Below are 24,530 nucleotides of genomic sequence, written 5' to 3'. Positions count from 1 at the left end.
TTCAGGCATATAATTTGCTTAAGTTTGGCGCCTCGGCGCCCTGTAGTGGATGGCGCATAGCGCCGGCGAATAAGGTGTTAAGCCCCTGCCATGAAACCATCGCTAGTCTTGAGAATGGGCCAGCAGCTGACGATGACACCGCAGCTGCAACAGGCCATCCGCCTGCTCCAATTGTCGACCCTGGATCTGCAACAGGAAATCCAGGAGGCGCTGGAATCCAATCCGATGCTCGAACGCCAGGAAGAAGGCGAAGACTTCGATAATTCCGACCCCATGGCTGACAACGCCGAACAGAAGCCCAACACCGAGATCCAGGAACCGTCCTATCAGGAAACCGCCCCGACGGTCGACAACCTCGAGGACGGCGAATGGAACGAGCGCATCCCCAACGAGCTTCCGGTCGATACCGCCTGGGAAGACGTCTACCAGACCAGCGCCAGCAGCCTGCCCAGCAACGATGATGACGAGTGGGACTTCACCACCCGCACCTCTGCCGGCGAGAGCCTGCAAAGCCATTTGCTGTGGCAACTGAATCTCGCACCTATGTCCGATACCGATCGCCTGATCGCCGTGACCCTGATCGATTGCATCAACAATCAGGGCTACCTGGACGAAACCCTCGAAGAAATTCTTGAGGCGTTCGACCCGGAGCTGGACATCGAACTGGACGAAATCGAAGCCGTCCTGCACCGCATTCAACAGTTCGAGCCGGCCGGCATCGGCGCGCGCAACCTCGGCGAATGCCTGCTGCTGCAATTGCGCCAGTTGTCGGCCAAGACACCTTGGCTGGCTGAAGCGAAACGCTTGGTCAGCGATTACATCGACCTGCTGGGCAGCCGCGACTACAGCCAGTTGATGCGCCGCATGAAGCTCAAGGAAGACGAACTGCGTCAGGTCATCGAACTGGTGCAGAGCCTTAATCCGCGCCCAGGTTCGCAGATCGAATCCACCGAAGCCGAATACGTTGTGCCTGACGTCATTGTGCGCAAGGACAATGAGCGCTGGCTGGTCGAGTTGAACCAGGAATCGGTGCCGCGCCTGCGCGTCAACGCCCAGTACGCCGGTTTCGTCCGTCGAGCCGACACCAGCGCCGACAACACCTTCATGCGCAACCAGTTGCAGGAAGCCCGCTGGTTCATCAAGAGCCTGCAGAGCCGCAACGAAACCCTGATGAAAGTTGCCACCCAGATCGTCGAGCATCAGCGCGGTTTTCTGGAGTACGGCGACGAAGCCATGAAGCCGTTGGTCCTGCATGACATCGCCGAAGCGGTCGGCATGCACGAATCGACGATTTCGCGGGTGACCACCCAGAAATTCATGCATACCCCGCGCGGTATTTATGAGCTGAAATACTTTTTCTCAAGCCACGTCAGCACTTCCGAAGGCGGCGAATGCTCGTCCACGGCGATCCGCGCGATCATCAAAAAACTGGTTGCCGCGGAAAATCAGAAAAAGCCGTTGAGTGACAGCAAGATCGCTGGTTTACTGGAGGCACAAGGCATTCAGGTGGCTCGCCGCACCGTCGCCAAGTACCGCGAATCCTTAGGGATCGCGCCTTCGAGCGAACGCAAGCGGTTGATGTAAGCCACGTTACAGCGTTCCAGTGGCAGGCTATCCAGCCTGCCGCTTTATGCACTGGCAACGAAGGAGAAGCTGTATGCAAGTCAACATCAGTGGACACCAACTGGAAGTGACCGAACCTCTGCGCGGCTACATCAATGAGAAACTTCAACGATTAGAGCGCCATTTCGACAAGATCACCAACGTGCAAGTCACGATGTGCGTCGAAAAGCTTAAGCAGAAAATCGAAGCCACCTTGCATATCCCCGGCAGTGAAGTGGTCGCCAACGCAGAACATACCGATATGTATGCCGCGATCGACGCCTTGACCGACAAGCTGGATAAACAACTCAAAAAGCATAAGGAAAAGACCCAGAGCCTGCTCCAGGGCGCGACCGGTCGATAACCCCCCATTCCATGATCCGACTTGAAAGTATCCTGACCCCCGGCCGTTCCCTCGTGAACGTGCCGGGTGGCAGTAAAAAGAAAGCCCTCGAACAAATTGCCAACCTGATCGCCCGCGAAGTGCCGGATCTGGCCATGCAGGATGTCTTCGAGGCGTTGATTGCCCGTGAAAAACTCGGTTCCACCGGTTTTGGTAACGGCATCGCCATCCCCCATTGCCGCCTCAAGGGTTGCCAAGCGCCGATCAGCGCGCTGATGCACCTTGACGCTCCGATCGATTTCGACGCCATTGACGGCGCTCCGGTTGACCTGCTGTTTGTTTTGCTGGTCCCGGAAGCCGCCACCGATGCGCATCTGGAGTTGCTACGTCAGATCGCCAGCATGCTGGATCGTAAGGAAGTGCGCGAAAAGCTGCGTAGCGCACCGAGTAGCGAAGCCTTGTATCAGGTCGTCCTGAGCGAGCAGAACGGGCATTAATCATGCGTTTGATCATCGTCAGCGGCCGTTCCGGCTCGGGTAAAAGCACGGCTCTGGATGTCCTTGAGGACAACGGCTATTACTGCATCGACAACCTGCCCGCAGGCTTGCTGCCGGAACTGGCCGAACGCGCGCTGATTCACACTGAGCTGGCGCAACCGCTGGTGGCCGTGTCGATCGATGCGCGTAACTTGCCGAGCCATCTGACGCGCTTTCCCGAGTTGCTTGAAGATGTCCGGGCCAAGCACATCCAGTGCGATGTCCTGTATCTGGACGCCGACGAAGAAACCCTGCTCAAGCGTTTCTCCGAGACCCGCCGACGCCATCCACTGAGCAACGCCAATCGCTCGCTGGCCGAAGCGATCCAGGATGAAACCGCCCTGCTCGGCCCGATCGCCGACCTCGCCGACCTGAAAATCAACACCACCAACCTCAACCTGTACCAGTTGCGCGACTCCATCAAGCTGCGTCTGCTGAATCAGCCAGAGCCGGGCACCGCATTTCTGGTCGAGTCCTTCGGCTTCAAGCGCGGCATGCCGGTGGATGCGGATCTGGTGTTCGATGTGCGCTGCCTGCCCAATCCGTACTGGAAGCCGGAACTGCGTGCGCAATCGGGTCTCGATGCGCCGGTGGCTGAATACCTGGCGGCACAGCCGGAGGTCGAAGAAATGTTTCAGGACATCTTCACCTACCTGCACAAGTGGCTGCCGCGCTTCGCCGCCAGCAACCGTGCCTACGTCACCATTGCCATTGGCTGCACCGGCGGGCATCACCGCTCCGTCTACCTGACCGAACGTCTGGGTCAGGCCCTGCAGAAAACCCTGAAGAACGTCCAGGTTCGCCACCGCGACCTCACTTAAAGGATTCACACCGCGATGCCTGCTCTGGAAATCGAAATCATCAACAAGCTGGGCCTGCATGCCCGCGCATCGGCCAAGTTTGTCGGGGTTGCTGGCGAGTTCAAGAATTGTACTATCAGAGTCGGGCGCACTCCCGAATCCATGGTCGACGGAAAAAGCATCATGGCCATGATGATGCTAGCTGCCGGCAAGGGTACGGTCATCCAACTGAGTACCGAGGGTGAACAGGCTGATGAAGCCTTGCAGGCATTGGTTGATCTGATCAACGACTACTTCGGCGAAGGTGGTTGAAAACCTGAGGCAAAAAATCGCAGCCCGCGACGCACAAATCTTCCCCGTAAGAGCTGCCGAAGGCTGCGATCTGTTGATCTACTTCAACCCAACGCCGTATCCATCACCATCATCAGACAAAACCCGATCAACAAGCCAAGACTGGCCAGTTTTTCATGACCATGGCGTCGTGATTCCGGGATGACCTCGTGGGTCACCACCAGCAACATCGCCCCCGCCGCCAGTGCCAGACCTATCGGCAACAATACCTGCGCCAGACCGACCAGCCAGGCACACAGCAGCGCAAACACCGGCTCGACCAGACCTGACGCCGCTCCGATTAAAAATGCTTTGACCCGCGACATCCCTGCCCCGGCCAAGACCAATGCAATCACCAGACCTTCCGGCACATCCTGTAAAGCGATGCCCATGGCCAGACTGTCCGCATCCGGCATGCCGCCACCGGCAGACACGCCGACGGCCATACCTTCAGGGATGTTATGGGCAATGATGGCAAACACGAACAACCAGATCCGCGGCGGAATGACCGGATGTTCGACCGTGCCGACGAGCATTTCCGGTGAGGCGCCGGAAACTTTGCGATCGACCAGATACAGCCCGAAAGCGCCGAGCATGATGCCGAAGCAGATCAGGCCGCTGGCACCCCACGGAGTCAGACCCAGGCTTTCGGCGGCGGCAATTCCCGGTACGATCAGCGAAAACGCCGTCGCCGCTAGCATCACGCCGGCGCCAAACCCCAGCAACGTATCGCTGAGCGCCTGCGGCATACGCCGAATCACCAGCACCGGCACAGCGCCAAGTGCCGTGCCCAGGGCGCAGATCGCACCACCCTGCAACGCCCGCAACAGCCTCGGTTCGAGGTTCAGCCATTCCAGCCCGTGGGCGACCAGCAAGGTCATGCCCGCCAACAGCAACAGCGATCCCACTGCGTAACGAAACATACGCCCACTTCCGATCGCCAGTGTTTCAGTGCCCATAGTCAGCCTTGGATTTTTTTTATAGAAGACTTAAACCAGTGCGGCCTGATAGCGCGCAGCCACTTCAGGCCAATTGATTACGTTGTAGAACGCATTGATGTATTCGGGGCGGCGGTTCTGATAGCGCAAGTAGTAGGCGTGCTCCCAGACGTCGAGACCGAGGATCGGCGTGTTGCCATTCATCAACGGGCTGTCCTGGTTGCCGCTGCTCTCCACGATCAGTTTTTTCTCCGGGGTCACGCTGAGCCAGGCCCAGCCGCTGCCGAATCGGGTCAGTGCGGCTTTGGTGAAGGCTTCCTTGAAGCTGTCGAGGCCACCCAGTTGCTCATCGATGGCCTTGGCCAACGCACCATCCGGCTTGCCGCCACCGCTCGGCACCATCACTTCCCAGAACAGCGAGTGATTGGCGTGACCGCCGCCCTGATTGATCACCGCCGCACGGAGTTTTTCCGGCAGTTGCTGAACACTGGCGACGAGTTTTTCTACCGGCCATTCAGCGTACTCAGTGCCTTCTACAGCGGCGTTGAGGTTGTTGATGTAAGTCTGGTGATGCTTGGTGTAGTGAATCTCCATGGTCTGTGCATCGATATGCGGCTCAAGAGCGTCGTAGGCGTAAGGCAAGGCAGGCAAGGTAAAAGCCATTTCAATGGACTCCATGGTGATGTGGGGCAGGCGCGCGGCGCGCATTGCCGGTATCCGGGTGCAGCAGACGCTGGGTACGCGGGTATTCGCCGTGTTCGCTGATGAAATTCAGCAGCTCGACGTAGGTCTTGCTGCTCTGGCGCAGCGCCGCTTCACGCAAGGCCAGGCGCTGACGTTCGTCCTGCATGGTTTGCAGCAGCCGTTGGTGAATAGCGCAGAGGTATTCGGCGCTCTCCTCCGGCTGATTCAGACGCAAGTGCAAATCCGCGAGGTTGTGGTGCGAGATGACGCAGGCCGCCACCGCTTCGTCGGCATCTGCCCAACGTTCGAACAACACTTGCGCCAGGGCCAGGGCTTGCAGGTACGCCTCACGGGCGTCGATCAGTTCGCCCAGCATGAAGCAGCGATTGGCCCGTTCGATCGTGCGTTTCCAGTGCTCCATGGTGAGCCTCCAAAGCGGTTGCGGGGTTTATACGCCGCCGGCGGTGAGTTTCTCGGGATTGAGCAACTCTTCCAGTTGGCTGCGCGACAGGTCGGTGTGCTCCAGCGCGACGTCGATCACCGCGCGGCCTTCCTTGTAGGCCTGCTTGGCGATTTCGGCGGCTTTCTGGTAACCGATGATCGGGTTGAGCGCAGTGACCAGAATCGGATTGCGCGACAACGCTTCCTTCAGGCGCGATTCGTTGACCTTGAAAGTGGCAATGGCTTTGTCGCCGAGCAGGCGGCTGGAGTTGGCCAGCAGTTCGATGCTGCTCAGCAGGTTCTGCGCGATGATCGGCAGCATCACGTTGAGTTCGAAGTTGCCCGACTGGCCGGCGATGGTGATCACCGAATCGTTGCCGATGACTTGTGCGGCGACCATGGCGGTGGCTTCCGGAATCACCGGATTGACCTTGCCTGGCATGATCGACGAGCCCGGTTGCAGGGCTTCCAGCTCGATCTCACCAAGGCCGGCGAGCGGGCCGGAGTTCATCCAGCGCAGGTCGTTGGCGATTTTCATCAAAGTGACGGCGATGGCTTTGAGCTGGCCGGAGACGGCGACGGCGGTGTCTTGCGAACCGATCAGCGCAAACAAGTCTTTGCCCGGGGTGAATTGCACGTCGGTCAATTGGCTCAACTGGCGGCTGAAACGCGCGGCGAACTCAGGGTGCGCGTTGATCCCGGTGCCGACCGCTGTGCCGCCCTGCGCCAGCGATTGCAGGCTTGGCAGCAGATCCTGCAGATGAGCGATGTTGGCCTTGAGCTGCTGCGCCCAGCCATTGAGTACCTGGCTCATGCGCACCGGCATCGCGTCCATCAAATGCGTGCGGCCGGTTTTGACGTGGTGATGCACTTGCCCGGCCTTTTGTTCGATCACTTGCACCAGGTGCAGCAGCGCCGGCAGCAGTTGTTCATGGAGGGCCAGCGCGGCGCTGACGTGGATGGTGGTCGGAATGATGTCGTTGCTGCTCTGCCCGCAATTGACGTGATCATTGGCGTTCACCGGCTCGCCGAGCAGACGACTGGCGAGGGTGGCAATCACTTCATTGGCGTTCATGTTGGAACTGGTACCGGAACCGGTCTGGAAAATATCCACCGGAAAATGCTGCATGAAATCGCCTTCGAGCAAGCCTTGCGCGGCGTCGCTGATGGCTTTGCCCTGTGCGGCGCTGATTTGGTTGAGTTCAACGTTGGCGCGAGCGGCGGCCGCTTTGGCGAGGATCAGTGCGCGGATGAATTGCGTCGGCATCGGCTTGCCGCTGATCGGGAAGTTATCCACTGCGCGCTGGGTTTGCGCGCCGTAGAGAGCGTCCACCGGCACCTGCAGTTCGCCCATGCTGTCGCGCTCAATACGTGTCTTGGTCATCGGTAAATCCTTGGACTAATTCAATGAGAGGAATCGAGGGAAGCAACTCGCAAGTGGCGAGCTGCCAGGTGTAGCGCTGCCAGCGTTTAAGCCGGCATTTGCACAGAGAAAGGCGCTCCATTTCACGCAACGGACGCCAGGCTTGATCGAGACAGAGGCTGCGCCAGTGCCACGGCAAAGCGATGTCGGTGGCGGTGTCGAGCAGCAAACGGAAAGAGGTTTCGGCGACCATCCAGGGCGAGGTCGCGGTGCAACAAGACAGATACCGGCCTTCGGCCAGGTAATGTTCGATCAGGCGCGGCTCGTCAGGATCCATCGCGCAACGGATCTGGCGACTCATCCAGCGCCAGCTTTCGAGGTACGGCTGCTCGTGCAAGGCAGAACTCATGATCCGGGGCTCATCCGTTAATGAGATTTATTATTAGATGATAATGAGAACCAAAACAAGAGTACCGAGCGATGCAGATTTCAGGGTGGGAGCGAGCCTGCTCGCGAAGGCGTCCTGTCAGTCACCCTGGCGGTCGACAGTAAAATCGCTTTCGCGAGCAGGCTCGCTCCCACATTGGTTTTGTGTGGCGCCAATAAAAAAGGCGCGCCACCCAATGAGGTGGCGCGCCTTTTTGGTGTGACGACTGGGGGTTAGCTGCCCGCCACCGTCATCCGCTCGATCAACACCGAACCGGTGCGAATGTTGCTGCGCAACTCCAGATCATTACCCACGGCAACGATCTGCTTGAACATGTCACGCATGTTGCCGGCGATGGTCACTTCCTGCACCGCAAACTGGATTTCGCCGTTTTCGACCCAGAAGCCTGCCGCCCCGCGCGAATAATCGCCGGTGACCATGTTCAAGCCATGGCCCATCAACTCAGTGACCAGCAAGCCACGCCCCATACGCTTCAACAGCGCAGCCTGGTCTTCATCGCCATGGGTCACGAACAGGTTATGCACGCCGCCAGCATTGGCGGTGCTCGGCATGCCGAGTTTGCGCCCGGAGTAAGTACCGAGGATGTACGACACCAACTCGCCTTTTTCGACGAACGGTTTGGCATACGTTGCCAGACCATCACCGTCATACGAAGCACTGCCCATCGCCCGCATCAAGTGCGGACGCTCATCAATGGTCAGCCATTCCGGGAACAGCTTCTGCCCCAAAGTGCCTTCAAGGAACGACGATTTGCGATACAGGCTGCCGCCGGACACCGCTGAGAGGAAGCTGCCGAACAAACCGCCCGCCAGCTCTGCGGAAAACAGCACTGGCACCTCGCAAGTCGGCACCGGACGCGCGCCCAGACGGCTCGCTGCGCGTTGCGCCGCACGCTGACCAATGCTCACCGGATCCGCCAGCAGATTGCCCTGGCGGCTCACGTCGTACCAGTAATCGCGCTGCATCTGGCCGTCGGCCTCGGCAATCATCACGCAACTCAGGCTGTGTCGGGTCGATGCGTAGCCGCCAATGAAACCGTGGCTGTTGCCGTAAACCCGGCAGCCCTGATGGGTGCTCAGGGTAGTGCCGTCTGCGTTCTTGATCCGCGCATCGGCGTCGAACGCCGCCGCTTCACAGAGCAAAGCCTTCTCGATAGCCTGCTCCGGGGTGATGTCCCACTCGTGGAAAAGGTCAAAATCGTGCTGTTCCTTGGCCATCAACGCTGCATCAGCCAGACCAGAAGCCTCGTCTTCCGACGTATGCTTGGCGATGGCCAGCGCCGCAGCGACGGTTTCGCGAATCGCATCCGGACCGGTCGCCGAGGTACTGGCCGAGCCTTTGCGCTGACCTACATACAGCGTGATGCCAAAGCCCTGATCACGATTGAACTCGACCGTTTCGACCTCGCGCTGGCGCACCGAAGTCGACAGCCCCTGCTCGAGCGACACCGCGACTTCGCAGGCACTGGCGCCCTGACGCTTGGCTTCGGCGATGATCTGCTCGACTTGTTCCTGCAGTGCCGGCAATGCCTGCGGGCCGACGCTTTGAACTGCACTCATGCTCATCTCCACTCAAATTCTGCTTTCGGCTGGGGTCATCGAGCGACCGGGCCGGACAAGCGGCCCCCGACTGGTTATCATGGCGGCGTTTCTTTGCGGACTGCCACCATGGTTGATTCTTACGACGACTCCCTCGATACGGGAGAAAAAAGCAAATCTCAGGTCAAACGCGAGCTGCATGCTCTGGTTGACCTCGGCGAGCGCCTGACCACACTCAAGCCAGACTTGATCGCAAAACTGCCGCTGACCGACGCCATGCGCCGGGCTCTGGCCGATGCGCCCAAGCACACCGCGAACATCGCGCGTAAACGGCACTTGCAGTTCATCGGCAAACTGATGCGCGATCAGGACACTGACGCGATTCTCACGCTGCTCGATCAACTCGATGCCTCGACTCGTCAGTACAACGAGCGTTTCCACAATCTCGAACGCTGGCGTGATCGCCTGATCGCGGGCGACGATGCCGTGCTGGAGAAATTCGTCGTCGAGTACCCGGACGCCGATCGCCAGCAACTGCGTTCCCTGATCCGTCAGGCTCAGCACGAGGTTGCGCAAAACAAACCTCCTGCTTCCAGCCGCAAGATCTTCAAGTACATCCGTGAGCTGGACGAGACTCAACGCGGCCTGCGTTGATATCTCGCCCCTGTAGGAGCTGCCGAAGGCTGCGATCTTTTGATCTTAAGAGCAAAGATCGCAGCCTGCGGCAGCTCCTACACACGTTTCTTATGCGCCCGTGCCACCCACGGTGATCGCATCGATTTTCAACGTCGGCTGACCGACGCCTACCGGCACCGATTGCCCATCCTTGCCGCACGTGCCCACACCGCTGTCCAGCGCCAGATCATTACCGACCATCGACACCCGGCTCATCGCCTCGGGGCCGTTGCCGATCAACGTCGCGCCTTTGACCGGCGCAGTGATCTTGCCGTCTTCGATCAGGTACGCCTCGCTGGTGGAGAACACGAACTTGCCGCTGGTGATATCGACCTGACCGCCGCCGAGGTTGGCGCAGTAGATGCCTTTCTTCACCGAAGCAATGATTTCCGCCGGATCGCTTTCGCCACCCAGCATGTAGGTGTTGGTCATCCGTGGCATCGGCAGGTGCGCATAGGACTCACGACGACCGTTACCGGTACGAGCCACACCCATCAGGCGCGCGTTGAGCTTGTCCTGCATATAGCCCTTGAGTACGCCGTTTTCGATCAGCGTGGTGCACTCGGTCGGCGTGCCTTCGTCATCGACACTCAACGAACCGCGACGGCCGCTCAAGGTGCCGTCATCGACGATGGTGCACAGCTTGGAAGCAACCATTTCGCCCATGCGCCCGCTGTACGCCGAGCTGCCCTTGCGGTTGAAGTCGCCTTCCAGACCGTGGCCGACGGCTTCGTGCAACAGCACGCCAGACCAGCCCGAACCCAACACCACCGGCAACGTACCGGCCGGTGCCGGAATTGCTTCCAGATTCACCAGCGCCTGACGCAGCGCCTCACGGGCATAACCCATGGCGCGGTCTTCGGCGAGGAAATAACGGTAGTCGGTACGCCCGCCGCCGCCGTGCCCGCCGCGCTCGCGACGACCATTCTGCTCAACGATGACGCTGACGTTGAAACGCACCAGCGGGCGCACATCCGCCGCCAGCCCGCCGTCGGTGGACGCCACCAGAATCCGCTCCCAGACGCCAGCCATGCTGACGCTGACCTGCTGTATACGCGGGTCGAGCGCGCGGGTAGCCACATCGATACGCTTGAGCAGTTCAACCTTCTCGGCGCGGCTCAGCACTTCCAGCGGGTTGTCCGGCGCGTACAGTTGCGCGACATCCTGCGTGGTGAACGCCTGCACCGTACCGTTCTGCCCGGCGCGGGAGATCGAGCGCGCGGCACGGGCCGCTGCGCCAAGGGCTTCGAGGGTGATCGCGTTGCTGTAGGCAAAACCGGTTTTTTCACCGGACTGCGCGCGGACGCCGACACCCTGATCGAGGTTGAAGCTGCCTTCCTTGACGATGCCGTCTTCCAGCGCCCAGGACTCTGAGATCTGGCCCTGGAAATACAGGTCGGCAGCATCGATGCCGGGGCCGGCCAGATCGCCGAGCACGCCTTGCAGGCTCTCGATCGTCACGCCGCCGGGCGCCAACAGGTGATCACTGACTGAGGACAACAACTCGCTCATAGGTTTACGCCTTAAATTCGTGTTCTGAAGCAGGCCGCTGGGCGCCCTGCGAGAAAAACCGTCGATGACTCGTCACCGGCATTCGCGCCCTGATGGACGCTTGTTCATCGCTATCGCGTTCGGCCAACAACACCGCTTCGCCTTGATCCTGACTCGCCAGCACGCGGCCCCACGGGTCGATGATCGCTGCATGGCCGAAGGTTTCCCGCGGTCCCGGATGGGTTCCGCCCTGCGCTGCGGCCAGCACATAACACTGGGTCTCGATGGCCCGCGCGCGAATCAGCACATCCCAATGCGCTGCGCCGGTCACCGCAGTAAAGGCCGACGGAGCGGTAATCAGCTCGGCACCGGCGGCTCGCAATTCGCTGTACAACTCGGGAAAGCGCAAGTCATAACACACAGTCAGACCGAGCTTGCCCACCGGCGTGTCGGCAACCACGACGCCACTGCCATAAGCATAGTCATCGGATTCGCGGTAACGGCCGCGATTGTCCGCCACATCGACATCGAACAGATGCAACTTGTCATAGCGGGCAACGATTTCGCCATACTCATTGACCAGCAGCGAGCAGGCATTAGCCTTGCCCGTCGGCTGATCCACCGGCGGCAACGGCAAGGTGCCAGCCACTATCCATAACTTGAGGTCGCGGGCGGTCTGTTTCAACCACGACAGGATCGGTCCTTCGCCGAGCGCCTCGGCGCGGCCGATGTCAGCAACGTCACGACGGCCCATGGCAGCGAAGTTTTCCGGCAGCACCGCCAGCTTCGCGCCACCGGCCGCAGCCTGTTCGAGCAGGCGCCGGGCCTGAGCCAGATTGGCCAGCACGTCGCTCTGGCTGACCATTTGAATCACCGCTAAAGACATGGCCGCTCCTCGGAATCTGCACATAACCGTGTAGGAGCTGCCGCAGGCTGCGATCTTTTGATCTGGCTCGTCAAAAACAAAATCAAAAGATCGCAGCCTGCGGCAGCTCCTACATCGGGAATAGGGTCATGCTACTCAAAAAGGCTTGTCGAAGGTGATTTTCGGCTCTTTCCATGGGCCTTTGACGGTGTACTTCACACTGGCAAAGCGCGCCACCCGATCACCGATCAGCTTGTCGATCAGGAACAACGCGCCGCCGACCGCTGGTGCGCCGACGATCAGCGCAGCGATCGGCAGGTTGTTGGTCACCGGCAAGGTCACTAACAATTTGGCGTCGACCTTGTCGCCGACCAGATCCAGAGTGCCGTCCAGTTCCAGATTGCTTGAAGGACCGGTCAGGCGAATCGGCTCACGGGTGACATACACGCCATTGTTTGCCACCAGCAGGCCTTTGACCCGGTCGTAGCTCAAGCCTTTGCCGAACAGATCAGAGAAATCCAGACGCAAACGCCGGCCGATGGAGTTGAAGTTAAGCAGACCGAACACCCGCAATGCCTGCGCGCCGCCTTCCACTTCAACAAACTGGCCTTTGTTCAACGATGCATCGAGGGTGCCAGAGAAGCGCTTGGTCGCCAGCCATGCCGGCGAGCCCGGCCAGCGGCCATCGACGTCCATGTGGAATTCTTCACTGGTCACGCTTGGAGCAAAGCCCCAGCCCTTGAGGACATCAGCAAGGTTCTTGCCGCCAATCCGGCCTTTGAACCAGCTATTGGTTGCACCCGGCGTGCCTTCCCAGCCGCCATTACCCTGCAACAGGATGCCTTTTAGGCCCATGTCGAGGTTGTTCAGAGCGATGCCTTTGGCGGTCGGGCGCACCTTCAGCGACCAGCCGCCGACCAGATCCGGGCCGAGGAACAGTTGATTGATGGTGATATCCAGCGCCGGAATTTTCGTCGGATCGACCGATACCAACGGATCCGGCGAGTTCTCGTCAGCTTGAACCGTCGGGTCCGGTGCTGGCAGTTTCACGTACTGCAAATTGACCGCAATCGGCACGCCCTTGGCGTCCGGCAGGCTCGCCGAGCCTTTGGCCTGCTGGCTGTCGAGGGACAGATTCCAGGTGCCTGGCTTGCGATTGACCTGCACCGACGCCTGATCCAGTGTCGTCCCGAATGCCGTGAGTTTGCCGACCTTGAAATCAGCACTGCTGAGCAATTGCTTGGCACTGCCGCCCGGATCCTGCCCGGCGTATTTGTTGACCAGGTCCTGCCACGGCGCGACATCCAGCTGCGAAAGCACCCCGCGAATCCGCAAGCCTTTGGCGCCCGGCAGCACCGCTTCGCCGGCCCCGAGGAACAACTCGCCACGGCCCTCGGCAAAATTGCTCGGCGGTGCCGCAAAGGTGAAATTGGCCAGTTGGTCGTAATTGACCCAGTAACGCCGCTCCTGCCCCTGCAAGGTCATGCGGAACACCGTGTCGCGACCGACATCCGCCGCCATACCGAACGGCGCGGGCAAGTCCACCGCCACACCTTTCATGCTGGAACTGACCATCAACTGGCTGTCGGCACCGTCGAGATTGAGCTGCAACTGATAGGGAATGGTCCCGGATACCGGCAACGGTTGGCTCACACCCAGCCAGTCGGTGAGTTTCTTCACTTCGACCTGCCCGGATGCCGCCACCCGAGTCCTGAGTTTGCCAGGGCTGCCATCGGCGAAGATCTGCGCAGTCACCGGTTTGTCGAAGGCACGCGCGGCGATGTTCTGCCCGCTGAGGCCTTTGCCGCTGTCAAAGCGGAAATCGCCTTTGAGCTGAGTCAGCTCCAGTTTCGGCTCAGCCAGTTTCAGCCGCGCATTGGCGGTTTTGAAGTCGACGAGGATTTTCGGCTGGTCACCGCCCTTGTCCAACGGGATATCGAGCTTGAGCTTGCCTTGCAGATCGCCCGCGCCTTCCCAACCGGCAAAGGTCTCACCGGTACCGATCGGTGCGTCCTGAAGGATTTTCAGGCCATCACCGAGGCCACCGGCAAACGCGCCATCGAGATACATGTGCGTGTGTTGCCCGGCCGGTACCTGGGGAATGTTGACGAATACATCGCTGACCTGGGTGTCGAGCAACTGCCCCTTATTGGCCCAGATCCGTACGCCACTGTCTTCGATGAACACGTCACCACTGACCTTGCTCACGTGCGGCCAGCCCGGCTGGAACGCCAGTTCGGCATCGTGCACCTTGAAGAACAGGCTGATGCTGCGGTCGGCCTCCCCGGCGTTCTTGTTCAGCGAGCCCTGATACTGGAAGAAGCCCTGATCGACAGCACCTTTGAGGATGGCCGTGCGCAGCCACTCGTCAAGCGCCGGGCTCAGGACTTCGGGCAGGTATTTGGCGGTGTAGCGACCGTCGCCCTCGACCAGACCGACCCGCAGGTCCATGTAGTCTTCCTGGCTATGGTCGAAATGCAGACGAATCAGGAAATCACCGGCAATCTTGCCCTCCTCGCCGAGCACCTTCAGGTATGGCGCGATCAGGGTGAAGCCGTCTTTATCGAGCTTCCAGGTCAGCCGGGCGTTGGCCTGAATGTACTGCCATGGCTTGGCGAAAATCGGATCGAGGTGCAGGACAAAATCCTTGCTGTCTAGGCGCAACTCGCCACCGTCAAGGTTGCCACTGAGGCTGCCACTGACGTTTCGTGCTGCCGGAGCGCCGTGATAGGCGTCGAAACCAACATTGTCCAGATTGGTGGCGAAACTGAATTTGTTGCCATCGGTGGCATTGGGGCGAAAATCCAGCAGCACGTTGCGCAGACCACCGGTGACTTTCAAATGATCAACGGCCGTGGCGAAACCTTGCGGCAACGGCCCCAACGCATTCAGCAGTGGAGTGATCGGGGTCAGATCGAGAAGATCCGCCTGCAAGTGCCAGAGCTCGTCCACCTTGTCGGTCGCACGCGTCTGCTTCAGCTGTACATGCGACTCCCAACGGTTCTCGCCGAAACTCATCGCCAGTGAATCGAGGGTAACGGTCGCACCCTCATCACTGTTTTCGTAGTAGGCGTTAAGCGCCAGATTATTGATCTGGATCGGCTTGCGATCGGCATAGGCGCCGGTCAGTTGCGGAGCATTCAAGCGTAACGCGGCACTCTGCAGCGTGCCCTTGGCCCAGTTGACCCAGAGTTCACCACCGGCCTTGATCTCGGAAAAATTCCATTGTTGGGTAAGGCGTTCTGGCAGCCACTTCGACCAGTCGCTTTGCGGCAGGCTGGCGTAACCGTCTACCACACTGTCCTTCAATTGGTCGGGGCGAATTCGCGTGCGCAGGCTCAGCGCGACGGGCTGACCATCCGGCAAGGTCAAACGAGCATCGAGCCGTTGACGGCTGGCGCCGGTTTTCAGATTGAGGCCGACATAGGTGAGGGTCAGCGGCGCGTGATCCAGCGGTTGCAAGGTCACCTGACTGTCGAGCACCGACAGTTGCTGAATCATTTGCGAGCGATTGAACAACTGTTGCGGATCGAGCGGCTGATCGTTCTGTATCGGCAGACCTTCCAGCGCCCAACTGCCGTCCTCGGCTTCCTTGAAGCTGATTTTCAGGCCGTTGAGTTCCAGGTGGGCAATGCGCACTTCGCGCGCCAACAGGCTGGCCCACAGATCCGGCACCGCCCGCACCCGATCCAGACGCAGCGCATTGGCGCCTGAGCCGACCATCACATCGTGAGCCAGCAGGATCGGCGCAAAACCGCTCCAGTTGCCCTCCAGCTCGCCGATCTGCAACGGCATGCCGAGGGCGGCACTGGCCTTGTCTTCGATGTCGGCGCGATATTCGGCCACCAACGGCGTCAGTTCGCGGCCGAGACTGACGTACAACGCCATCAATACCAAAACCAACGCGCACAGGCCCAGCCCCCAGCGGGTGATTGCGGCCAAAATGCGTGTCAGACGCTCCATGTCAGTTGGCTCCCATGGCAAAAATACTGCGAAAAGCTGAGGCCAGCCGCGGTGAAAAAGGTGTGACGCAGGGGTTCAGAGCAGCACCACGTCATATTGTTCCTGGGAATACATGGTTTCCACCTGGAAGCGTATGGTGCGGCCGATGAAGCCTTCAAGTTCGGCAACGTTACCGGATTCTTCGTCGAGCAAACGGTCGACCACTTTCTGGTTCGCCAACACTCGGTAGCCCTCGGCCTGATAGGCGCGGGCTTCACGGAGAATTTCGCGGAAGATCTCGTAACAGATGGTTTCCGCAGTTTTCAGTTTGCCGCGCCCCTGGCAACTGCTGCACGGTTCGCACAGCACTTGTTCGAGACTTTCGCGGGTGCGCTTGCGGGTCATCTGCACCAGGCCCAACTCGGTGATGCCGATGATGTTGGTCTTGGCGTGATCGCGCTCCAGCTGTTTTTCCAGAGTGCGCAGCACCTGGCGCTGGTGCTCTTCATCTTCCATGTCGATGAAGTCGATGATGATGATCCCGCCCAGGTTGCGCAGGCGCATTTGCCGGGCAATTGCGGTAGCCGCTTCGAGATTGGTCTTGAAGATGGTTTCTTCGAGGTTGCGATGGCCGACGAAAGCCCCGGTATTCACATCGATGGTGGTCATGGCTTCCGCCGGATCCACCACCAGATAGCCACCGGATTTCAGCGGCACCTTGCGTTCGAGGGCTTTCTGGATTTCGTCTTCGACACCGTACAGGTCGAAAATCGGCCGCTCACCCGGGTAGTGTTCCAGACGATCAGCGATCTCCGGCATCAGTTCGGCGACGAACTGCGTGGTTTTCTGGAACGTTTCCCGGGAATCGATGCGAATCTTCTCGATCTTCGGGTTGACCAGATCACGCAGGGTACGCAGCGCCAGACCAAGGTCTTCGTAGATCACGCTCGGCGCGGAAATGGTCTTGATCTGTTCGTTGATCTGGTCCCACAAGCGACGCAGATAACGGATGTCCATGAGAATTTCATCGGCGCCAGCGCCTTCGGCGGCAGTGCGCAGAATGAAACCGCCCGCCTCCTTGATCCCTTCCTTGGCCACGCAATCGCTGACCACTTGCTTGAGGCGTTCGCGCTCGGCTTCGTCTTCGATTTTCAGGGAAATGCCGACGTGGGCAGTACGCGGCATGTACACCAGATAGCGCGACGGGATCGACAGTTGCGTGGTCAGACGCGCGCCTTTGGAACCGATCGGATCCTTGGTGACTTGCACGACAAGGCTTTGGCCTTCGTGCACCAGCGCACTGATGCTTTCCACCGCCGGGCCTTCGCGCAGGGAGATTTCGGCGGCGTGAATGAATGCCGCGCGATCCAGGCCGATGTCGACGAAGGCCGCCTGCATACCCGGCAGCACGCGGACGATCTTGCCTTTATAGATGTTGCCGACGATCCCGCGCTTTTGCGTGCGCTCAACATGGACTTCTTGCAGCACACCGTTTTCGACCACCGCCACGCGCGACTCCATCGGCGTGATGTTGATCAGAATCTCTTCACTCATGGCAGGATCTCGTTCAGGCATGTTCACGATAATGGCCGCATCTGGATTCGTACGACGCTTATTGCGCGTTCAGGTTTTGCCAACAGGGTATGCCGAAATGGCCCAACAGTTCTGCGGTTTCGCAAACTGGCAGCCCGACCACCGCCGAATAACTACCACTGAGCCCCGCGACAAACACCGCGCCGAGGCCCTGAATGCCATAACCGCCGGCCTTGTCCTGCGGTTCGCCGCTGGCCCAATAGGCGGCGGCTTCATCCTCGCTGATCGGCCGGAACCGCACCAGACTGCGCACCACCCGTGACTCGCAATGATCGCCTTCGAGCACGGCGATGGCGGTCAGCACTTCATGCTCCTTGCCGGACAACATCATCAGCATGGCGCATGCATCGGCTTCGTCCACCGGTTTGCCAAGAATTTTGCCGTCCAGCACCACGGCGGTATCGGCACCCAGCACGCAGAATGACTGAGCAGACACGACGGTACGGCGCCCGGCCTCGGCCTTGCCGCGTGCCAGACGCTCGACATAGGCCGACGGCGATTCTTCGGGTATTGGGGTTTCGTCGATATCCGCACTGATGGCGGAAAACGGAACGCCGATCTGCGCGAGCAATTCACGGCGACGCGGCGATCCGGAGGCGAGGTAAAGCGGCTTCATCAAAACATCTCCCTGTTCAGTGCCCAGCTTCACCGGCTCAATTGATTTTGTAGCGTCGGCGTAGTCCGCGAAGGGCAAAGCTGACCCAAGGCCAGAGCAAGGCACTGACCAGCGCCGGTAACACCAGTGCCAGCGTTGGCTGACGGTTGCCGGTCAAGGCGCTGAGCCACAATTGCACCAGTTGCGCGAGACCGAAGATCACCAGGATGACCAGGCATTGCTGCCACATCGGGAACATTCGCAGGCGTTGTTGCAACGACAGCACCAGGAAGGTGATCAAGGTCAGGATCAGCGCGTTCTGCCCGAACAAGTCGCCTTGCAGGACGTCTTCGGCCAGCCCCAGACAGAACGCCGTGACCATGCCGACCGTGTGCGGCATATACAACGCCCAGAATGTCAGGAGCAAGGCCAGCCATAACGGGCGCAGGATCTCCATGAAAATCGGCAACGGTGACACGCTGAGCAGCAGGCCAACGAGAAACGTCAGCCAGACAATCCAGCCGTTTCGCGATGCGGTAGCCCCGACCATTATTCTTGTCTCCCGGTTGTCGCCGGTGCGCTGACAGGCGGTTTGGCCGCAGGTCGTGCAGCGGGCTGGGCAGCTGGAGGTTTGCTTGCCGCCGGAGTCGCTGCCGGTGGTTTGGCAGCCGCTGGCGGTTTGCTTGCAGCGGGTTGGGTGGGAGCCGCATTGGCCGCAGGTGCTGCAGGCGTGGCATTGGCCGGCGCCGCAGCAGGAGAGGTCACGGTCTTCGGCACAGTGGCCGGAATAATCGGGCCACCGCCAAAGGCGTCAAGATTCTCCTGGGCTTGCGCGGCATCGTTGGCGCGCTCTTCGGCGGTACGATTGTCGCTGAACACCAGCAGCAGGTAGCGACTGCGATTGAGTGCGGCAGTCGGCACGGCGCGGACGATCGCGAACGGCTGGCCGGAATCGTGGATGACTTCCTTCACCGTGGCAACCGGATAACCGGCCGGGAAGCGCTGGCCGAGACCGGAACTGACCAGCAGATCGCCTTCCTTGATATCGGCCGTGTCGGCGACGTGACGCAATTCCAGGCGCTCGGGGTTGCCGGTGCCGCTGGCAATCGCGCGCAGACCGTTACGGTTAACCTGTACTGGAATGCTGTGGGTGGTATCGGTCAACAGCAATACACGGGAAGTGTAAGGCATCAACTCGACCACCTGGCCCATCAAGCCGCGTGCATCGAGCACCGGTTGACCCAGCACCACGCCATCGCGCTCACCTTTATTGATGATGATGCGATGGGTGAAGGGATTGGGGTCCATGCCGATCAGCTCGGCCACTTCGACCTTTTCGTTGACCAGCGCAGAGGAATTGAGCAACTCGCGCAGCCGAACGTTCTGCTCGGTAAGGGCGGCAAGCTTTTGCATGCGACCCTGATACAGCAGATTTTCGGTCTTGAGTTTTTCGTTTTCGGCGACCAGTTCGGTGCGACTGCCGAACTGGCTGGCAATCCCTTCCCACAGGCGTCCCGGCAGATCGGTAATCCAGTAGGCGTCCATCAACACCAGCGACGCTTGTTTGCGCGCAGGCTTGAGCAGGTCGAAGCGGGCATCGACCACCATCAGTGCGACCGACAGCACGGCCAGCACCAACAGGCGCACACCCAACGAAGGGCCTTTGGCGAAAAGCGGTTTAATAAGCCGCTCCTCCCAGGCAAATGTTCTGTTTATTCATACGGCATCAAACCGGCCTGGATGAAGACTGACAGAAGATAAACGCCAACAGGCAGCACTGCAAAGTGCTGCCTGCGCGTTCACCCACGTATTGCACTCGGCGACTTATTCGCTCGAGAGCAGGTCCATGGTGTGCTTATCCATCATTTCCAATGCACGGCCACCGCCGCGAGCAACACAGGTCAGCGGATCTTCGGCAACGATCACTGGCAGACCGGTTTCCTGGGCCAGCAACTTGTCGAGGTCACGCAGCAGCGCGCCACCACCGGTCAGCACCAGGCCACGCTCGGCGATGTCGGAAGCCAGTTCCGGCGGCGATTGCTCCAAGGCGCTTTTCACGGCCTGAACGATGGTCGCCAGAGACTCTTGCAGAGCTTCCAGCACTTCGTTGGAGTTCAGGGTGAATGCGCGTGGAACGCCTTCGGCCAGGTTGCGACCGCGAACGTCGACTTCGCGAACTTCGCCGCCCGGGTAGGCCGTGCCGATTTCCTGCTTGATGCGTTCAGCGGTGGATTCACCGATCAGGCTGCCGTAGTTACGGCGCACGTAGGTGATGATCGCTTCGTCGAAGCGGTCGCCGCCAACGCGGACGGATTCGGCATAGACCACACCGTTCAGGGAGATCAGCGCGATTTCGGTAGTACCACCACCGATATCCACGACCATCGAACCGCGCGCTTCTTCGACCGGCAGGCCGGCACCGATCGCAGCAGCCATTGGCTCTTCGATCAGGAACACTTCACGAGCACCGGCGCCAAGGGCCGATTCACGGATGGCACGACGCTCAACCTGGGTGGATTTGCATGGAACGCAGATCAGCACACGAGGGCTAGGCTGCAGAAAGCTGTTTTCGTGAACCTTGTTAATAAAGTATTGCAGCATCTTTTCGCAGACGCTGAAGTCGGCGATCACGCCGTCCTTCATCGGACGAATGGCAGCAATGTTGCCCGGCGTACGGCCGAGCATGCGCTTGGCCTCGGTGCCGACAGCAACGACACTTTTCTGGTTACCGTGTGTCCGAATGGCCACAACCGATGGCTCATTCAGGACGATACCGCGCTCGCGCACGTAAATAAGGGTGTTGGCAGTGCCCAGGTCAATGGAAAGATCGCTGGAAAACATGCCACGCAGTTTCTTGAACATGGGAAAGGGACCCTAGGCAACGCGTGGGTAAAAAAGTGCGGCAAACTCTAACAACGACAGGGATTTTGGGCAAGGCGCCAATATGTTAAATTGGCCGCTTTTCTGTGCACCAAGCCCCACAATCGCGGCCTTATGACCGTAGAAGTGCGGTAGTGTTCCGACAATCTAACACACGGACGCCGTCCGTTCTGTTTTCCACTGGAGAATCCCGATGGCGCTAGAACGCTCCGACGTGGAAAAAATCGCTCATCTGGCCTGCCTTGGCCTCAATGATGCCGATCTTCCACACATTACTTCCGCCCTCAACAGCATTCTCGGTCTGGTCGACGAAATGCAGGCTGTTAATACCGACGGAATCGAGCCTCTGGCCCACCCGCTGGAAGCCAGTCAGCGCCTGCGCGCCGACGTTGTGACCGAGACCAATCACCGCGAGGCCTACCAGTCCATCGCACCAGCGGTCGAAAACGGCCTGTATCTGGTTCCGAAAGTCATCGACTAAAGGGAAAGAGCCTGCAATGCATCAAATGACTCTGGCCGAGATCGCCCGCGGTCTCGCCGATAAAAAGTTTTCCTCCGAAGAGCTGACCAAAGTCCTGCTGGCGCGCATCACCCAGCTCGATCCGCAGCTCAACAGTTTCATCAGCCTCACCGAAGAGCTGGCCCTCGAGCAGGCGAAAGCCGCCGATGCCCGCCGCGCCAACGGTGAGAGCGGCGCCCTGCTCGGCGCGCCGATCGCCCACAAAGACCTGTTCTGCACCCAGGGCATTCGCACCAGCTGCGGCTCGAAGATGCTCGACAACTTCAAAGCCCCGTACGACGCCACCGTGGTCGCGAAACTGGCCGCTGCCGGTGCCGTGACCCTGGGCAAGACCAACATGGACGAATTCGCCATGGGCTCGGCCAACGAGTCGAGCTGGTACGGCGCGGTGAAAAACCCGTGGAACCTGGAACACGTACCGGGCGGTTCGTCCGGTGGTTCGGCGGCGGCAGTTGCCGCGCGTCTGTTGCCAGCAGCCACGGCCACTGACACCGGCGGTTCGATCCGTCAGCCGGCAGCGTTCACCAACCTCACCGGCCTGAAACCGACCTACGGTCGCGTTTCGCGCTGGGGCATGATCGCTTACGCCTCCAGTCTCGATCAGGGCGGCCCTCTGGCGCGTACTGCCGAAGACTGCGCAATTTTGTTGCAAGGTATGGCTGGCTTCGATCAGAACGACTCGACCAGCATCGACGAGCCGGTTCCGGATTACTCCGCAAGCCTGGGCGATTCGCTGCAAGGCCTGCGCATCGGCGTGCCGAAGGAATACTTCAGCGCCGGTCTCGACCCGCGCATCGCCGAGCTGATCCAGAACAGCATCAAAGAGCTGCAGAAGCTTGGTGCCGTGATCAAGGAAATCAGCCTGCCGAACATGCAGCACGCGATCCCTGCGTACTACGTGATCGCGCCAGCAGAGGCTTCTTCCAACCTGTCGCGTTTCGACGGCGTGCGTTTCGGCCACCGTTGCGAGCAACCGAAAGACCTGATCGACCTGTACAAGCGCTCCCGTGGCGAAGGCTTCGGCCCGGAAGTCCAGCGCCGGATCATGGTCGGCGCCTACGCGCTGTCCGCCGGTTACTACGACGCCTACTACCTGAAAGCGCAGAAGATCCGTCGTCTGGTGAAGAACGACTTCATGGCTGCCTTTAATGAAGTCGACATCATCCTCGGCCCAACCACGCCGAACCCGGCCTGGAAGCTCGGCGCGAAGAACAGCGACCCGGTCGCTGCCTATCTGGAAGACGTCTACACCATCACCGCCAACCTCGCAGGCCTGCCGGGCCTGTCGATGCCGGCCGGTTTTGTCGACGGTCTGCCGGTTGGCGTGCAACTGCTCGCGCCGTATTTCCAGGAAGGCCGTTTGCTCAATGTTGCGCACCAGTATCAGTTGAACACTGACTGGCACACCCGCACCCCAACCGGCTTCTGAGGAGACACACATGCAATGGGAAGTCGTGATCGGGCTGGAGATTCACACTCAGCTCACTACCCGGTCGAAAATCTTTTCCGGTAGTTCCACCACGTTCGGTTCCGAGCCGAACACTCAGGCCAGCCTGATCGACCTGGGCATGCCCGGCGTTCTGCCGGTGCTGAACCAGGAAGCGGTGCGTATGGCGGTGATGTTCGGTCTGGCGATTGACGCCGAGATCGGTCAGCACAACGTGTTCGCCCGCAAAAACTATTTCTACCCGGATCTGCCGAAGGGTTACCAGATCAGCCAGATGGAATTGCCGATCGTCGGCAAGGGCCACCTGGACATCGCCCTGGAAGACGGCACCGTCAAACGTGTCGGCATCACCCGCGCGCACCTGGAAGAAGACGCCGGCAAGAGCCTGCACGAAGAATTCAACGGTGCCACCGGCATCGACCTGAACCGTGCCGGTACGCCGCTGCTGGAAATCGTTTCCGAGCCGGACATGCGCAGCGCCAAGGAAGCCGTGGCTTACGTCAAGGCGATCCACGCGCTGGTGCGTTATCTGGGCATCTGCGACGGCAACATGGCCGAAGGTTCGTTGCGTTGCGACTGCAACGTGTCGATCCGTCCGAAAGGCCAGGTTGAGTTCGGCACGCGTTGCGAGATCAAGAACGTCAACTCGTTCCGCTTTATCGAAAAGGCGATCAACTCCGAGATCCAGCGTCAGATCGAGCTGATCGAAGACGGCGGCAAAGTGATTCAGCAGACTCGTCTGTACGATCCGAACAAGGACGAAACCCGTCCGATGCGTTCGAAAGAAGAAGCCAACGACTACCGTTACTTCCCCGATCCGGACCTGCTGCCGGTGGTCATCGAGGAGTCGTTCCTCGGCGAGGTGCGTGCCACCCTGCCGGAACTGCCACCGCAGAAACGCGAGCGCTTCCAGAGCCAGTTCGGTCTGTCGGCGTACGACGCCAACGTGCTGGCCACCAGCCGTGAGCAAGCCGATTACTTCGAGAAGGTTGCGGCCATCGGCGGCGACGCCAAACTGGCGGCGAACTGGGTGATGGTCGAGTTGGGCAGCCTGCTCAACAAGCAAGGCCTGGACATCGACGAGTCGCCGGTTTCCGCTGAGCTGTTGGGCGGTATGCTGCAGCGCATCAAGGACAACACCATCTCCGGCAAGATCGCCAAAGTGGTGTTCGAAGCGATGGCCAACGGCGAAGGCAGCGCGGACGAGATCATCGAAAAACGCGGCCTGAAGCAGGTTACCGACAGCGGTGCGATCTCGGCGGTGCTGGACGAAATGCTCGCGGCTAACGCCGAGCAGGTTGAACAGTATCGTGCGGCGGATGAAGCCAAACGCGGCAAGATGTTCGGCTTCTTCGTCGGCCAGGCGATGAAAGCGTCGAAAGGCAAAGCCAACCCGCAGCAAGTGAACGAACTGCTGAAAAGCAAGCTCGAAGGCTGATTCTAGCCCCGCGCCCGGGGATCGTTCCCACGCTCTGCGTGGGAATGCCGCCCCGGACGCT

Annotated in this window: 23 protein-coding genes; 9 read left to right on the top strand and 14 right to left on the bottom strand. The window is 59.9% G+C overall.

The window, feature by feature from the left end:
* The first annotated feature begins 90 nt into the window (after positions 1–90).
* The 5 genes from QOM10_RS04615 to QOM10_RS04595 all read left to right on the top strand — a co-directional run bounded on the left by QOM10_RS04615 (position 91) and on the right by QOM10_RS04595 (position 3,593).
* Positions 91–1,584: an RNA polymerase factor sigma-54 gene (locus QOM10_RS04615; RefSeq protein WP_127925837.1), complete on the top strand. Its 1,494-nt coding sequence runs from the start codon at positions 91–93 to the stop codon at positions 1,582–1,584.
* A gap of 73 nt (positions 1,585–1,657) precedes the next feature.
* On the top strand, positions 1,658–1,966 hold the full coding sequence (gene hpf, locus QOM10_RS04610; protein WP_150749559.1) for a ribosome hibernation-promoting factor, HPF/YfiA family: 309 nt from the start codon (positions 1,658–1,660) through the stop codon (positions 1,964–1,966).
* Between the two features lie 11 nt (positions 1,967–1,977).
* Positions 1,978–2,442, top strand: a complete 465-nt coding sequence (gene ptsN / locus QOM10_RS04605) for a PTS IIA-like nitrogen regulatory protein PtsN (protein ID WP_077571129.1) — start codon at positions 1,978–1,980, stop codon at positions 2,440–2,442.
* A 2-nt stretch (positions 2,443–2,444) separates the two neighbouring features.
* A complete protein-coding gene (gene rapZ, locus QOM10_RS04600; protein WP_038357533.1) occupies positions 2,445–3,302 on the top strand; it encodes an RNase adapter RapZ in 858 nt (285 codons plus the stop codon).
* Between the two features lie 15 nt (positions 3,303–3,317).
* Complete coding sequence (locus QOM10_RS04595) at positions 3,318–3,593, top strand: HPr family phosphocarrier protein (RefSeq protein ID WP_038357532.1); 276 nt, start codon at positions 3,318–3,320, stop codon at positions 3,591–3,593.
* 83 nt (positions 3,594–3,676) lie between these two features.
* Here the strand turns inward: QOM10_RS04595 and QOM10_RS04590 are convergent, their stop codons facing one another.
* From QOM10_RS04590 to pmbA, 6 genes are all read right to left on the bottom strand, one after another.
* The gene (locus QOM10_RS04590; protein WP_316917679.1) at positions 3,677–4,570 is read right to left on the bottom strand and encodes a ZIP family metal transporter; all 894 of its coding nucleotides are present in this window, start codon (positions 4,568–4,570) and stop codon (positions 3,677–3,679) included.
* Positions 4,571–4,600: 30 nt separating this feature from the next.
* Positions 4,601–5,212 carry a superoxide dismutase gene (locus tag QOM10_RS04585; RefSeq protein ID WP_122597935.1) on the bottom strand — a complete coding sequence of 204 codons (612 nt, stop codon included), beginning with the start codon at positions 5,210–5,212 and terminating at the stop codon, positions 4,601–4,603.
* Between the two features lies 1 nt (position 5,213).
* A complete protein-coding gene (locus QOM10_RS04580) occupies positions 5,214–5,654 on the bottom strand; it encodes a hypothetical protein (protein ID WP_016984162.1) in 441 nt (146 codons plus the stop codon).
* Between the two features lie 27 nt (positions 5,655–5,681).
* Entirely contained in the window at positions 5,682–7,058 is a 1,377-nt protein-coding gene (locus tag QOM10_RS04575; protein WP_127925834.1) for a class II fumarate hydratase, read from the bottom strand.
* Positions 7,039–7,446, bottom strand: a complete 408-nt coding sequence (locus tag QOM10_RS04570; RefSeq protein WP_008085087.1) for a hypothetical protein — start codon at positions 7,444–7,446, stop codon at positions 7,039–7,041. The genes QOM10_RS04575 and QOM10_RS04570 overlap by 20 nt, the downstream gene beginning before the upstream one ends.
* Positions 7,447–7,697: 251 nt before the next feature.
* Positions 7,698–9,044 carry a metalloprotease PmbA gene (gene pmbA / locus QOM10_RS04565; protein WP_127925832.1) on the bottom strand — a complete coding sequence of 449 codons (1,347 nt, stop codon included), beginning with the start codon at positions 9,042–9,044 and terminating at the stop codon, positions 7,698–7,700.
* 108 nt (positions 9,045–9,152) lie between these two features.
* Here pmbA and yjgA point away from each other — a divergent pair, with 108 nt between their 5' ends.
* Positions 9,153–9,677 carry a ribosome biogenesis factor YjgA gene (gene yjgA / locus QOM10_RS04560; RefSeq protein ID WP_007915377.1) on the top strand — a complete coding sequence of 175 codons (525 nt, stop codon included), beginning with the start codon at positions 9,153–9,155 and terminating at the stop codon, positions 9,675–9,677.
* A gap of 90 nt (positions 9,678–9,767) precedes the next feature.
* On the opposite strand, the gene tldD is transcribed toward yjgA, so the two are convergent.
* The 8 genes from tldD to mreB form a co-directional block, all read right to left on the bottom strand.
* Positions 9,768–11,210, bottom strand: a complete 1,443-nt coding sequence (gene tldD, locus QOM10_RS04555) for a metalloprotease TldD (RefSeq protein ID WP_034154473.1) — start codon at positions 11,208–11,210, stop codon at positions 9,768–9,770.
* Between the two features lie 4 nt (positions 11,211–11,214).
* Positions 11,215–12,075 (bottom strand): carbon-nitrogen hydrolase family protein, encoded by an 861-nt coding sequence (locus QOM10_RS04550; RefSeq protein ID WP_316917678.1) that lies wholly within the window; start codon positions 12,073–12,075, stop codon positions 11,215–11,217.
* Positions 12,076–12,210: 135 nt separating this feature from the next.
* On the bottom strand, positions 12,211–16,017 hold the full coding sequence (locus tag QOM10_RS04545) for a YhdP family protein (RefSeq protein WP_316917677.1): 3,807 nt from the start codon (positions 16,015–16,017) through the stop codon (positions 12,211–12,213).
* 75 nt (positions 16,018–16,092) lie between these two features.
* Positions 16,093–17,550: a ribonuclease G gene (rng, locus tag QOM10_RS04540; RefSeq protein ID WP_034154470.1), complete on the bottom strand. Its 1,458-nt coding sequence runs from the start codon at positions 17,548–17,550 to the stop codon at positions 16,093–16,095.
* A 58-nt stretch (positions 17,551–17,608) separates the two neighbouring features.
* Positions 17,609–18,205, bottom strand: a complete 597-nt coding sequence (locus tag QOM10_RS04535) for a Maf family protein (RefSeq protein WP_316917676.1) — start codon at positions 18,203–18,205, stop codon at positions 17,609–17,611.
* 37 nt (positions 18,206–18,242) lie between these two features.
* Entirely contained in the window at positions 18,243–18,734 is a 492-nt protein-coding gene (gene mreD / locus QOM10_RS04530; RefSeq protein ID WP_064387931.1) for a rod shape-determining protein MreD, read from the bottom strand.
* Positions 18,734–19,867 (bottom strand): rod shape-determining protein MreC, encoded by a 1,134-nt coding sequence (mreC, locus tag QOM10_RS04525; protein ID WP_316918363.1) that lies wholly within the window; start codon positions 19,865–19,867, stop codon positions 18,734–18,736. The genes mreD and mreC overlap by 1 nt, the downstream gene beginning before the upstream one ends.
* Before the next feature lie 141 nt (positions 19,868–20,008).
* The gene (mreB, locus tag QOM10_RS04520) at positions 20,009–21,046 is read right to left on the bottom strand and encodes a rod shape-determining protein MreB (protein ID WP_002555108.1); all 1,038 of its coding nucleotides are present in this window, start codon (positions 21,044–21,046) and stop codon (positions 20,009–20,011) included.
* A gap of 211 nt (positions 21,047–21,257) precedes the next feature.
* Here mreB and gatC point away from each other — a divergent pair, with 211 nt between their 5' ends.
* Genes gatC through gatB form a run of 3 tightly spaced genes read left to right on the top strand, consistent with a single transcriptional unit; the run spans position 21,258 to position 24,469 of the window.
* Entirely contained in the window at positions 21,258–21,545 is a 288-nt protein-coding gene (gatC, locus tag QOM10_RS04515) for an Asp-tRNA(Asn)/Glu-tRNA(Gln) amidotransferase subunit GatC (protein WP_007901429.1), read from the top strand.
* Between the two features lie 16 nt (positions 21,546–21,561).
* Complete coding sequence (gatA, locus tag QOM10_RS04510) at positions 21,562–23,013, top strand: Asp-tRNA(Asn)/Glu-tRNA(Gln) amidotransferase subunit GatA (protein ID WP_025109475.1); 1,452 nt, start codon at positions 21,562–21,564, stop codon at positions 23,011–23,013.
* 10 nt (positions 23,014–23,023) lie between these two features.
* Complete coding sequence (gene gatB, locus QOM10_RS04505) at positions 23,024–24,469, top strand: Asp-tRNA(Asn)/Glu-tRNA(Gln) amidotransferase subunit GatB (RefSeq protein ID WP_007915352.1); 1,446 nt, start codon at positions 23,024–23,026, stop codon at positions 24,467–24,469.
* The last annotated feature ends 61 nt before the right edge of the window (positions 24,470–24,530 follow it).

This window comes from Pseudomonas sp. P108 (assembly GCF_032613195.1).
In the GTDB taxonomy this organism is placed as follows: domain Bacteria; phylum Pseudomonadota; class Gammaproteobacteria; order Pseudomonadales; family Pseudomonadaceae; genus Aquipseudomonas.
The sequence above is the reverse complement of the archived record's forward strand: the minus strand, read 5'-3'. Positions and strand labels throughout refer to the sequence as shown.